The 11,171-nt window shown below is 46.6% G+C and carries 14 protein-coding genes and 2 pseudogenes; 9 read left to right on the top strand and 7 right to left on the bottom strand.

Features of this window, described 5'->3' with window-relative positions:
* The first annotated feature begins 160 nt into the window (after positions 1-160).
* Together R2Q26_RS01080 and R2Q26_RS01075 are read left to right on the top strand one after the other, a co-directional pair.
* The gene (locus tag R2Q26_RS01080) at positions 161-607 is read left to right on the top strand and encodes an SRPBCC family protein (RefSeq protein WP_317534551.1); all 447 of its coding nucleotides are present in this window, start codon (positions 161-163) and stop codon (positions 605-607) included.
* A gap of 8 nt (positions 608-615) precedes the next feature.
* Positions 616-876, top strand: a complete 261-nt coding sequence (locus tag R2Q26_RS01075; protein ID WP_317534550.1) for a hypothetical protein — start codon at positions 616-618, stop codon at positions 874-876.
* A 267-nt stretch (positions 877-1,143) separates the two neighbouring features.
* Here R2Q26_RS01075 and R2Q26_RS01070 read toward each other — a convergent pair whose 3' ends face one another.
* The gene (locus tag R2Q26_RS01070; protein WP_317534549.1) at positions 1,144-1,566 is read right to left on the bottom strand and encodes a MarR family transcriptional regulator; all 423 of its coding nucleotides are present in this window, start codon (positions 1,564-1,566) and stop codon (positions 1,144-1,146) included.
* Positions 1,567-1,695: 129 nt separating this feature from the next.
* On the opposite strand from R2Q26_RS01070, the gene R2Q26_RS01065 reads away from it, so the two are divergent.
* Positions 1,696-2,724, top strand: coding sequence for a fatty acid desaturase (locus R2Q26_RS01065; protein WP_317534548.1), 1,029 nt, complete (start codon positions 1,696-1,698; stop codon positions 2,722-2,724).
* 35 nt (positions 2,725-2,759) lie between these two features.
* On the opposite strand, the gene R2Q26_RS01060 is transcribed toward R2Q26_RS01065, so the two are convergent.
* Together R2Q26_RS01060 and R2Q26_RS01055 are read right to left on the bottom strand one after the other, a co-directional pair.
* Positions 2,760-3,053 carry a transposase gene (locus tag R2Q26_RS01060; protein ID WP_317534563.1) on the bottom strand — a complete coding sequence of 98 codons (294 nt, stop codon included), beginning with the start codon at positions 3,051-3,053 and terminating at the stop codon, positions 2,760-2,762.
* Positions 3,054-3,275: pseudogene (locus R2Q26_RS01055) on the bottom strand (IS110 family transposase); the annotation flags it as partial.
* 377 nt (positions 3,276-3,652) lie between these two features.
* Here R2Q26_RS01055 and R2Q26_RS01050 point away from each other — a divergent pair.
* Complete coding sequence (locus tag R2Q26_RS01050) at positions 3,653-4,831, top strand: VCBS repeat-containing protein (RefSeq protein ID WP_317534547.1); 1,179 nt, start codon at positions 3,653-3,655, stop codon at positions 4,829-4,831.
* Here the strand turns inward: R2Q26_RS01050 and R2Q26_RS01045 are convergent.
* On the bottom strand, positions 4,828-5,154 hold the full coding sequence (locus tag R2Q26_RS01045; RefSeq protein ID WP_317534546.1) for a hypothetical protein: 327 nt from the start codon (positions 5,152-5,154) through the stop codon (positions 4,828-4,830). The two genes, R2Q26_RS01050 and R2Q26_RS01045, sit on opposite strands and share 4 nt — an antisense overlap.
* 324 nt (positions 5,155-5,478) lie before the next feature.
* Here R2Q26_RS01045 and R2Q26_RS01040 point away from each other — a divergent pair, with 324 nt between their 5' ends.
* Both R2Q26_RS01040 and R2Q26_RS01035 read left to right on the top strand, forming a co-directional pair.
* Positions 5,479-5,736 (top strand): alpha/beta hydrolase family protein, encoded by a 258-nt coding sequence (locus R2Q26_RS01040; RefSeq protein ID WP_317534545.1) that lies wholly within the window; start codon positions 5,479-5,481, stop codon positions 5,734-5,736.
* Positions 5,737-6,021: 285 nt separating this feature from the next.
* The gene (locus R2Q26_RS01035) at positions 6,022-6,822 is read left to right on the top strand and encodes a hypothetical protein (RefSeq protein WP_317534544.1); all 801 of its coding nucleotides are present in this window, start codon (positions 6,022-6,024) and stop codon (positions 6,820-6,822) included.
* A gap of 363 nt (positions 6,823-7,185) precedes the next feature.
* Here R2Q26_RS01035 and R2Q26_RS01030 read toward each other — a convergent pair whose 3' ends face one another.
* Both R2Q26_RS01030 and R2Q26_RS15405 read right to left on the bottom strand, forming a co-directional pair.
* Positions 7,186-7,653, bottom strand: a complete 468-nt coding sequence (locus R2Q26_RS01030) for a transposase (protein WP_317534543.1) — start codon at positions 7,651-7,653, stop codon at positions 7,186-7,188.
* A 56-nt stretch (positions 7,654-7,709) separates the two neighbouring features.
* Positions 7,710-8,003, bottom strand: a pseudogene (locus R2Q26_RS15405) (IS110 family transposase); the annotation flags it as partial.
* A 287-nt stretch (positions 8,004-8,290) separates the two neighbouring features.
* Between R2Q26_RS15405 and R2Q26_RS01025 the strand changes: the two are divergent.
* From R2Q26_RS01025 to R2Q26_RS01015, 3 genes are all read left to right on the top strand, one after another.
* Positions 8,291-9,640 carry an ImmA/IrrE family metallo-endopeptidase gene (locus tag R2Q26_RS01025; RefSeq protein WP_317534542.1) on the top strand — a complete coding sequence of 450 codons (1,350 nt, stop codon included), beginning with the start codon at positions 8,291-8,293 and terminating at the stop codon, positions 9,638-9,640.
* Positions 9,641-9,655: 15 nt separating this feature from the next.
* Complete coding sequence (locus tag R2Q26_RS01020) at positions 9,656-10,360, top strand: zinc ribbon domain-containing protein (RefSeq protein WP_317534541.1); 705 nt, start codon at positions 9,656-9,658, stop codon at positions 10,358-10,360.
* 132 nt (positions 10,361-10,492) lie between these two features.
* A complete protein-coding gene (locus R2Q26_RS01015; RefSeq protein ID WP_317534540.1) occupies positions 10,493-10,696 on the top strand; it encodes a hypothetical protein in 204 nt (67 codons plus the stop codon).
* Positions 10,697-10,782: 86 nt separating this feature from the next.
* Here the strand turns inward: R2Q26_RS01015 and R2Q26_RS01010 are convergent, their stop codons facing one another.
* Positions 10,783-11,106: a DUF4156 domain-containing protein gene (locus tag R2Q26_RS01010; RefSeq protein ID WP_317534539.1), complete on the bottom strand. Its 324-nt coding sequence runs from the start codon at positions 11,104-11,106 to the stop codon at positions 10,783-10,785.
* Between the last annotated feature and the right edge of the window lie 65 nt (positions 11,107-11,171).

Below are 11,171 nucleotides of genomic sequence, written 5' to 3'. Positions count from 1 at the left end.
TTCCACTTGCTTTTCTTGCCATGATTTTTTCCTCGTAATTCATGGCTATATTGTTTCATTTCTTCATTTTTCAATGCGAATTTGAATAAGACAATATCTGACTCTTATAGACGTGAGCTTTCTGTTTAGGCATCATAACGCATAAAAAGGAAAGATGATCATGCCCACAAATATCATTCAACTTCATCGCGCACTGCGTGCGACACCTGAAAGAATCTATCGGGCGTTCCTTGATGCCGACGCAATGACCAAATGGCTTCCACCGAACGGCTTTACCGGCAAGATTCACCACATAGATGCCAAAGTTGGTGGCACCTACAAGATGTCGTTCACAAATTTCACTACAGGCCACAGCCACTCTTTTGGCGGAGAATATCTTGAGCTTGTGCCATACGAACGCATTCGGTACACCGACAAGTTCGACGACCCAAACTTACCCGGAGAAATGCAGACAACAGTATCCTTAAAAAAGGTATCCTGCGGAACCGAGTTGAATATAGTGCAAGAAGGAATACCCGAAGCCATTCCACCCGAGGCCTGCTATCTCGGCTGGCAAGAATCACTCACGTTGCTTGCGCAACTCGTTGAGGCAGAGATTCCAGGGTAACCCATGTAATGCCTAACACCGCTATCAATACGAGCAATAAAAAGCGGCGTGATAAATTAATAGGGCAGCAGAATATGGGGCAGCCCACGGTTTACGACTATGTGAGAAATAGATTGCTGGATTTTCATTCTACCACCTTACGCGGTCGTCCAGACTTGCTAGGCACTGCCCGTCGCCCTGGGGCCGCCGAAGCCTGCGCTGCGAAACATTCATTGTCCAGCGCGGCGTTATGCTATTTGCTACCCCCCGGATCTCATCTAGCAGTCTAGACTCCAATTCATAACAAAACAGCTCGCGGTAAGTCTGCTGCCTACAAGTAGAACCGTGGTCTGTCCCTATTATCTCCATGCAAAATGCTTGACGAATTTCGCGCATAGACCCTCTCATAACTGGGATCATAGGCTACCAGTTCCACTCTCATTTCAATTATGTTCTGGCAAAACAACGTCATCCGTGCTGGCCAGGCACGGCGCTGAAGTTCGATAACCCCCGACTGGCAGCCTACCAGGGTTGGCGAGACATCGTGTGTTTTGTTGTTATGAATGGGGCGGCTGAGAATCCGACGGCGGAAATGTTTCGAACACTGAAATGGCATAATCCAGGAAAAGCTCAATTTTCCGCTTGAGATCGGCAGACATCGTAATCCGCTTCGAACGCAGATCTTGTGGGTCTGTATGCTCAATGAGAAAACCGTGATCGATAGCGATCTGAACATATTTGACAGCGGTTCGCTGACTAATATTTGGCATGAGCCGATGTAGCTCGGACTTGTAAAAAGTATCGTTGTGCCTCAGCCACATTTGCGTGAAGAGGTCATAGTAGTTCAGATCATGGAAGAGTTTGTTTCCCAGAATTTCCATCCAATACTGATCCGTACAGTTAATGAGCTGAATGAACTGGCGGCGCCTAGGGTTGGGTTGTTTCTTGGGTTTAGTCGGGTCTTTGATTTTTACTTGCATTTTTGGAATCCAATTCTGTCGATTCGGAATGATGTTATCGCTTTATTACATGTAAATTTGCATGTATAATTGTTTTTACAGAGGCATTTCTGTGAGTTTAAGGATCCACCAAAAAGGAGGCTGCTGGATATGATTCATAAAATAGAGAAAATCTGGTTTCGTTACAAGGGCAGTTTGCGCCCAACTATTTCAGCGCTGCTTTATTGCCAATTAGCTTATTTTGGCGGAGCGATGCTTATTTTATCCTTGAATCCGGCCTTTATGATTATTGGCACGCTCGCGATGGCTCACGGTATGGTCATTGCCGCTTATATGATCCATGATTGCGGGCACAATACCCTGTTCAAATCGCCACATCACAATGCCATGCTGGGAAAGGCGTTAAACTGGCTTACTGGCGGCTGTTATGGAACTTACGAGGATTTGCGCGCCAATCACATGCAGCACCACGTGAATAACGCGGACATCACAACGTTCGATTACAGAGGCTATCTCGCGCGCCATCCGGTTCAATGCAAGATGGTGCAGGCGTTGGAGTGGCTGTATGTGCCCGCCGTAGAATTCCTCATGCATGGCGCACTCATGCTTGCGCCCTTCCTGTTTAAGGACAAAAAAGACCAGCGGCTGCGGGTTACCATGATCATTGTGGTCAGGTTCAGCCTGCTGCTGGTGGTGTTCTTCTATTCACCAGCGGCATACCTGTGCTACCTTTTTGCCTATACGATCTTCTTGATGGTTTTACGCTTCATGGATGCGCTTCAGCATAACTATGGCCTGATGCTGGCAGCCGATCATCACGCTGACTTGATGAAGCGCAGGGGCGATCGGGACTATGAGGAATCTCATACCTTCAGCAATCTGATTTCAGTCAACTACCCCTGGCTAAATCTTCTTACGCTCAACTTCGGCTATCACAACGCTCATCACACCAAGCCTACAGTTCCCTGGTACGACTTGCCAAAGCTGCATCAAGCGCGGTATGGTGACCAGGCAGGTTGCGTTATTCCGTTTGGCAAGCAGTTGTCGAGCTTCCACAAAGGAAGGGTGGCGCGCGTGTTCGGCGACGAGAGCGAGACGGAAGGGAGTCGGTTTGCACAACGTCTCCAGAACGGCTCCGCGGTAGGCGCTAACGGCGTATCTTTCTTAACACCGCTGTAAACGAAAAGGGAGACAGACCTGAAAAGACAATGGAGTCAGGTACTGTCTTGTATTGCAAGTGCTGAATGATTGAAGCTTGCATCAAATGGCTGTCCTGATTTAATAACTCCATAAATCAAATGTGCCAGTTTACGCATGACCGCTCCTACAATTGCCTTGAGAGCTAGGCCTGTGGCACTTAATCTATCACCGAATGTTTTTAGTACAGGATTATGATGCCTAGCTACCAAGCTAGGCATATACAACGCACGACGTAGCTCGTTGTGTCCAGTACGACTCATCATTGTTCTACTTTTAACTGTTTGTCCACTTGCTGGATGCGCTTCCATACGATTACTTTCCTGCTGATGCATTTCCGTAAGCGCTTGCAAGCGATCTACCCCGCCACGTAATTCACGCGACGCAACGGCTGGAGGTGTCCGAAAACCGGGGCGCATGGCTGCGCAGAATCGGGCTAATAACATAGCATCAGCTCGATCTGTTTTGTTACGCGCGAGCTCACCTTGCGCAAAGCCTTTGATACGGGCTGGATTTACTACACTCACGCGCCAGCCCTCTGCCCTCTGCCACTAGATTGGTTGCCAATGCTTCGCTATAAGGATCAGTGGACTCCATACATAGATGCGTTTGCTCGGGTAATGCACCAGTCGAAAACTTTCAGGCGTGGCGCTAAAAGATGAAGCAGTGTGCAAGAAATTGCAGTTACTGAGCAGCTAAAAAATGCTTAAACCAGAGTAAGCGAAAATCCTTTTTTTCAATGTAAAAAGAAAACAAATCCCATCAAAGGAGCTATTTCATAGTTGCTGAAGAATAGGGCTAGCTGATTAGTACCACGGTACAAGAGACAACAATTGCGTAATCCAGAATACTGTAAACAACGCTAGAGATTCTTACACCCAATTGAATCAATGTATTTCAGGAGGACGAAGTGATTAAGAGACGCATATTTTTTTATAGCACATTTTTCTGGACGTTTATTTTGGGCATGCTGGTTTTTGCTTTTGCCGTGAACGCGGCGACGCAATCGGCAACTTTTACAACGTCAACTTATCCTCTTCTCGGTAACAATCACATTGCCGCAGACTTCAACGGTGACGGCAAACTTGATTTAGCGGGAACAGGAACAAACTCAGCGGCTATTATGCTGAACAATGGCGACGGTACGTTTCAGGCAAAAATCGGATATCCGGTTGGTGGTCAAGCCCAAGACCTGGCAGCGGGCGATTTTAATGGCGACGGCCATACAGATCTGGTCGTGACTATCAATACCCCGGAAATCAGCCTTTCGCTGCTGACGGGTAATGGCAACGGGACGTTCAATGCGCCTGTCAACTTTCCAAACACCTCCGGTTTCGATTCGCCTGCTATAGTTGCTACAGATTTGAACAATGACGGTAAGCTCGATGTCGTCATTGCACATCAAATTGCCTGTTTTACCGCACCTTGCACCGTCTCGCGCACAATCTTCGTAATGCTCGGCAATGGCAACGGCACATTTCAGCCAACGCAAGAAATTGATGTCGGAACGGGAATGTCCAGAATTGCTGTCGGCGATTTCAACCATGACGGAATTAAAGATTTGGGCATCTCGGGCGATCGCGCGCAAGTTTATATTTTAATTGGCGTCGGCAATGGTACGTTCGTGAAACAGCCCACCATCACGCTCATCACCGGCAACACTATCGGCGTTGATGGCACGGATATAGACGTTGCAGATTTCAACGGGGATACGATGCAGGATTTGGTCGTGGCGATTGGACTTAACGGAAGCAGAACCGCGATTCTTATCGGCAACGGCGACGGCACGTTCCAGCAACCCTTGATCATTACCGATACTACCTTGTCCGTTCCTCAGTATCAGGCTGTCGCTGATTTCAATGGCGACAGCTTCCAAGACCTTGCCATCGCTCTGGGGAATGGCACTGGTGGCTTGATGGAGATCCTAAACGGCAACGGCGATGGAACATTTCAGGCGCCGACATATTACCTGGTGCCTCCTCCTGCCTCCAGCATCGGCGGCGGGATCATCATCGCAGGCGATTTCATTTCAATAGCGATGGCAAACCGGACATCGCGCTGCAAGTCGTCGGAGCAAGTCCCGCTTTAGATATCTTGATAAATTCGACGGGTACTACGCCTGCGGATACGGTCGCCATCCAGCGCGCCGAATACACCGCCTCCAAGGTAGAGCTGCGCGTGGATGCTACAAGCACCAACAGCAGTGCCGTGCTCAAGTGTTACGTGACCGCGACTGGCGCGCTGATCGGGACGCTGACGAACATCGGCGGTGGCAAGCACAGCGGTCAATTTTCGTGGCCGACGAATCCGCAAAGCATTACCGTTCGTAGCAGCTTTGGGGGACAGGCAACGCGCACTGTAACTCTGAAATAATCGGCTGCGCCGAAATGATAAACGGTGCGAGAAGATCAAATCCAACGGATTAAGGATAAGTTATCTTCTCGCACCCCAGACGGACTTTATTATTCTGTAGAAATTACTTTTCTCAAAATAGGGGACAGACCACGGTTTTAGGTTATGTGAGAACAGATTGCTGGACTTCAGTTCTACAACCTACGCGGTCGTCCAGACTTGCCGGGCACTGCCGTCGGCTCAGGGTTGCCGATATCTGTAGCGCGCAGCATTTATTACCCAGCACGTTGCGCTATTTGCTACCAGCCGGATCTCATCTAGCAGCCTAGACTCCAATTCATAACGGAACAGCTCGCGGTAAGTCTGCTGCCTACAAGTAAAACCGTGGTTTGTCCCTATTATCCCATCGAGCAATTAGCCTGCCCACTGATCCTTATCCAAGGACTCGATGATCCCATTGTGCCGCTTAACCAGTCACAGATGATGTTTGACGCCTTGCGTAGCCGCGGATTACCAGTGGCATATGTCACTTTTGCAGGAGAGCAACACGGCTTTGTCAAAGCAGAAAACAACAAGCGTGGCTGGAAGCAGAGCTCTATTTTTACTTGTGCATTTTCAAGCTTGAACTGGCAGAAGAGATAGCGCATGTACAGATTGAAAACCTTTGATATTGGGTGATAAAACAATGAGGGAGTTGTGATGCTTTGGGCTGGGTTGATTTTGTGCTTGATCAAAAAGTCATGATTTATTCATCATATTTGTGAATTTTACAAGGTTTGTTATGATGAAAATTAAATTGACACAATTCTATAAAACAGAAGGAGATAGGATGAAGCTTGCCGTGTTAGATTTCATTTTTGAAGTAATACATTGTGTTATTTTGGATATCTAATTTTAGTTAGGCATCAAGTTACATGAGGAGTTAATGTGTCAAAAGGCGAATTAATAAAAAAGGAAATTATCGGATATCCAGATTATTACTTTGGTGCTCAGAGTAAGTCTCTTGAGGACAGACTTGAGAATGTAAAATTAAGTGTTGAAGAAGAAAGAGAGATTCAATCACAGCATGCTAAGAAATTTATCCGTGACAAAGTGCTTGGCCTTTTTAAGTTGGGTGAAATTGTATCTGAAATTATCAACTGGAATGAGTCAGTCGATGAAGACTTAAAGGAAGCCAAAAAAGAATACTTGTTATCCCAATATTTTGAGAAAAATGACCAAAATGAAAAGGCCCTATCACAGTTAAAAGACTTCTTATCAAGTCCTCAGGGTAATACTCTATTCAATAAAATTTTGCGCATATTGGACGACTCTCCTCCAGACATGGAGTTGGCAAACCACCTTTCTTCTGCATTGCAGCATATTGTTTCAAATAGTTTTTATCAACTGTTTGAGCAACACAAATACGCTTTATCTCAGATTGAAAAATTGACTCCGCAGGCTCTTACTATTCTTTCAGATCATCGGGGCTGGCCACTTATAAATTTAGGAAGTTATAGTGCTAATGGTACAAAAGTCAGTTCTGATTGGCTCATAGAGTTTACTGATACCTACTGTCGAGCAAAAAATGTTCTTGATCAAGGGATGATAACAAGAGTCAGACACTCAATTAACGAATTGATTAGCACTAGGCTTATAGAGGCCCACTTAACTGGTCAAAGTGGTGCTAGGTGCGTGGTAACTCCAGTAGGTGAAACCTTGTTGCCTTATATAAACAAGCAGAATTAGGGACAGACCCTGAGGTATCTCCACGAAATAACCAGCCTTTGCCATAAGCATTCACTATCTGATTTAAAATAGTTATCACCGTCTTCAATTTTTTCAGCTGAAACTCAAAATGCGGATCATTGGCTACTCTCAAACCAAGATAGATAGCCGAGAGCAGAGCAATGGGGTCAGATATCGTCTTGAATTGCAAGTGCTAAATGATTAAAGTCTGCATCAAATGGTTGTCCTGATTTAATAACTTCGTAAATCAAATGAACCATCTTACGCATGACTGCTCCTATAATGGCCTTGGGAGCCAAGCCTGTGGTACTTAATCTATCGCCGAATGTTTTAAGTATTGGATTATGATGCCTGGCCACCAAGCTAGGCATATACAGCGCGCGGCGCAGCTCGTTGTGTCCAGTTCGACTCATCATCGTTCTGCCTTTGAACGGAACTGCCGGATACGCATTGTCGGGGTGTTACACCAATGAAAGCTGCCAATGCCTTGGCATTGGTAAAACGTCGCACATCTCCCGCATATACCAATACCTTTGCAATGGTGATATCACCGATGCCAGGAATGCTGCGGAGCAGTTCAGCATCACGCTTGAGATCAGGGTGCCGGTCGATGTGGTCGTTGATCCTGCATTCGAGTTCTTTAATCTGTTTGTTAAGCCAGTCCAAATGAATTTGAATATCCTGCACCAAGCGTGTTTGTCCGCTTGCCAGATGTGCTTCCATGCGGTTACATTCCTGCTGATGCATTTCCTTGAGCGCTTGCAAGCGATCGACCCAGCCGCGTAATTCACGCCACGCAACGGGCGGAGGTGTCCAAAAACTGGGATGCATGGCTGCACAAAATCGGGCCAGTAACGTGGCATCAGCTTGATCTGTTTTGTTGCGCGCAAGCTCTCACCTTGTACAAAGCCTTTGATGCGGGCTGGATTTACCACACTTACGCGCCAGCCCTCTGCCACAAGGTTGGTTGCCAATGTTTCGCTATAAGGACCGGTAGCCTCCATGCATAAATGCGTCTGCTCGGGTATTGCACCACGTTCACTAAGCCAATCTGTAAAAGCCTTGTAGCCTGCAGGCGTGTTGTCAAACACTTTGGTTCTGATTTTGTTGTTGATGAGTAATGCTATATCGAATTTACGCTTGGCTACATCAATGCCAACCACACAGGCTATTTCATTCATCATTCGTACTTTCCTCGTATGCAGGTTTTATCTGTCTAGCAGTCAGCCCAAGTTACCGTTCGGTTTGATTGAACGTGAAATGAACCGTAGCACCTATCTGACCCACAGGCTCATACACCTAAAGTCTTGCCAGTGTCTTGCGGTTCAGCCTGTTCAACACTACTATTGCAGTGTTTTTCATCGGCAGTGTCAATATACGATTTGATCCCGTTGTTCGTTAACGTAATATATTGGACATTTCGAACGTCTAATTCTTGTTAGGCAGGTTGATTTCAGTGAAAATCGCTATGGACACGATTACCAAAGGCAACAAATTGGAAAACGATGTTTATAAATTGTTTTCTGAGATGATCTCAGAAGGCCGATTTTTTGCGAAAAGTGAATGCTGCCAAATCTACAAGAAAAAGGGCTACTACTCGAAAGATAGAGAAAAGGAAATTGTCTTTGATATTTCAATAGAGATTACTCTTCCCGGACAGAGTACGCGATCTTTGTTGGTGCTGATAGAGTGCAAGAATTATGACTACAAAGTCCCAGTGGATGACGTAGAAGAGTTCTTTGCGAAGTCTCAACAGATTTCCCCATCAAATACAAAAACGATAGTTGTTTCTACGAATGCATTTCAAGAGGGTGCATTCAATTTTGCCCGCTCAAAAGGGATGGGCCTACTTCGCTACTTTGATTCGGAAACGCTTGATTGGGTGCTTACGCGATCACCCTCAAGCATGACGCCATGGAGTACTGCTAAGATAGACTCTTCTAGCGCACATCAGGGCTTGCACCTGCAAGATTACGCAAGTAGATATTTTGACTGTTACGGCTTTGTTGGTGACATCTATACAAATTCGCTGAACCAATTCTTCTCTCGGCTGGTGCGATTTGGCGCAGACGAAAATTTAGCAGAGTCATTGGCGGAAATAGAGCAGGGTCTTCAACCCAGCGACCGCTTGGTGCCCTACAAGGAGCGTGAGGAAATAGAGGCGCTTTGCCGAGAGACCCTGCACAAAGCCAATTATACCGGCGGAGTGGTGCCGCTCGATCAGATCCTCAAATTCTTGTCACGCAACGTAGGTCTAGAAGTGCGGAGAGACTCGTCCCTTGCCACTGGAGTCCTCGGGGTTATCTCTTTTGACCCACTCATAATCCAAATCGATGAGGTTCAAGCGAGGAATGAGCAACGAACGCGATTCACTTTAGCTCATGAGCTTGGTCATTTGCTCCTTGATCACCAGAGGTACATGAGGAGGGAGTCATGCCATGAGTCGAACCTGGATTTAGACAGCCCGGGAGTAATCAGCATAAAAGACATTATCCGCATGGAATGGCAAGCGAATTGTTTTGCTTCGTGCTTACTACTCCCAAGGGAGAGGTTGGTGAAGTCATTTCTCATAGAAGCGGCAAGATATTCCCTCGTTGATCGTGGCCATGGACTCCTTTATTTGGACGATCAGCGATGCAATGTGGATGCGTTTTATGCTGTTACGGCTCCAATAATGAGCGAATTTAATGTGTCTCGCAGCGTGGTGAAGATCCGACTCAAACAATTGGGGTTTCTGATTGAGAGCGAAGTCATGCCCAACAAACTCATCCAGTCGACCGAGAACCACTGCGCGCTTTCCGGTCAGCTGGAAGATTAACGTTAGGTATTCAAAGTGGATATTGCCGCCATTCTCTCAGCCGTTGGAGCTGTTGCCTCCGCGGTTGCAACCATCGTACTAGTGGGTCTGACTGGGAAATACGTCAAGCTCACTCACTCGCTTGTCGAGGAATCGCGGCAAGCCAAGTATCCGAACGTCTTTGTTGATATTGAGTTTGATGGAATTGATGTCAAATTCTTGGTTGGCAATTCCGGAACTACTCCCGCACTTGACATACGATTTGATGTCAAGGACCAGGTACCTTGGAGAAAGATCGGCGATCGGGCATCTGGCATCACTGCAATCACTGCCGTTCAGAAGGGAATCAGCTATCTAGCCCCAGGAAGGACCTTGAAGTTTAGCGCCGGCTATGTCGATCATGATCCAAAATTCTATGCCGAAGGTAGTACTATTGACGTCACACTTGCATTTAAGACTGAAGCAGGAGCAGAACTTCATCGTGAGTTTACGATAGATTTTCAGTCTTACTCTGGGATCCTGTTCGAGACTTTTCGCGACCCGCAGCGGGAGGTCGCACGTGCGATTCGAGATTCCGAGCATGACCGCCGTTCTGATGAGTCTATCACTGGTTGGATGCGGAACATGTTGAAGAAGAAGTGCCCGTCCTGTGGAGAACTGGTGGCGTCCAAAGCAATAAAGTGTCCTCATTGCCACGAGGTTATACCTGAATCAGCGCCAAAGGAGGGGAGTGATTCCTAACCTGGCGCTCAACGTGAGTAAATAGGGGACGCCCATTAGCCGGTCCGTGTCAAGGGAAAATTTAAACTTTTCTTTCTGTTTTCTTCTGAATTCCTCAGGGACAGATCACGGTTTTTAGTTGTGAGAGACAGATTGCTGGATTCTAGCTCTACAACCTTGCGCGGTCGTCCAGACTTGCCGGGCACTGCCCGTCGTCCCAGGGTTACTGAGACTTGTGGCGCAAAGCGTTCATTGCCCAGCGCGTTGTGCCAGTCGTTGCCTGCCGGATCTCTTTCACCAATCCTGACTCCAATTCATAACGGAACAGCTCGCAGTAAGCCCTCTGCCTGCCAGTAAAACCGTGATCTGTTCTCTATTATCCCTTCTGTGGAAAGTAGATTCTTTATTATCGCCACACATTATCGATATTACTGTGTCATTCATTACATTCTAGTTGGAAAACATTGATAGACATCGAAGCTGCGTCTTCCCTCATTGATCTCCGAAACAGGAACAATCGTATCGCCGTTAATCAAAGCCGCTTCATTACGCGCAAGATCCGCAAGTTCACCTGCAACTTTTTCTTGATCACGGTTAAACACTATTTTACTGACTACTTTAGTTTCAACTTTCCCTAGTTTTTTGCATGGCTGGACTGCTCTGGCTGAATGCACTAAGCGCACGCCTTCGCCTTTTGAAGTAACCTTAACCCATGTACAGGAAGAGAGTATTAAACAACTACAAACAGCAATAAGGATTTTTTTCATTACACAATCTCAGTTATTGGCAAAAAATTTTATTTAATAGTTTATTCGCAGAACAGGGGCGGCCC

This window comes from Nitrosomonas sp. Is37, assembly GCF_033063275.1.
Taxonomy (GTDB): domain Bacteria; phylum Pseudomonadota; class Gammaproteobacteria; order Burkholderiales; family Nitrosomonadaceae; genus Nitrosomonas.
This window is presented reverse-complemented; position numbering and strand designations above follow the sequence as displayed.

What these genes read in the sequence shown, in the direction of transcription:
- R2Q26_RS01060 (WP_317534563.1), bottom strand. Translation starts at nt 3,053, where the DNA reads ATGGAAGCGCATCCAGCAAGTGGACAAACAGTTAAAAGTAGAACAATG.
- R2Q26_RS01025 (WP_317534542.1), top strand. Translation starts at nt 8,291, where the DNA reads ATGGACACGATTACCAAAGGCAACAAATTGGAAAACGATGTTTATAAA.
- R2Q26_RS01070 (WP_317534549.1), bottom strand. Translation starts at nt 1,566, where the DNA reads ATGCAAGTAAAAATCAAAGACCCGACTAAACCCAAGAAACAACCCAAC.
- R2Q26_RS01080 (WP_317534551.1), top strand. Translation starts at nt 161, where the DNA reads ATGCCCACAAATATCATTCAACTTCATCGCGCACTGCGTGCGACACCT.
- R2Q26_RS01065 (WP_317534548.1), top strand. Translation starts at nt 1,696, where the DNA reads ATGATTCATAAAATAGAGAAAATCTGGTTTCGTTACAAGGGCAGTTTG.
- R2Q26_RS01075 (WP_317534550.1), top strand. Translation starts at nt 616, where the DNA reads ATGCCTAACACCGCTATCAATACGAGCAATAAAAAGCGGCGTGATAAA.
- R2Q26_RS01030 (WP_317534543.1), bottom strand. Translation starts at nt 7,653, where the DNA reads ATGCATCCCAGTTTTTGGACACCTCCGCCCGTTGCGTGGCGTGAATTA.
- R2Q26_RS01010 (WP_317534539.1), bottom strand. Translation starts at nt 11,106, where the DNA reads ATGAAAAAAATCCTTATTGCTGTTTGTAGTTGTTTAATACTCTCTTCC.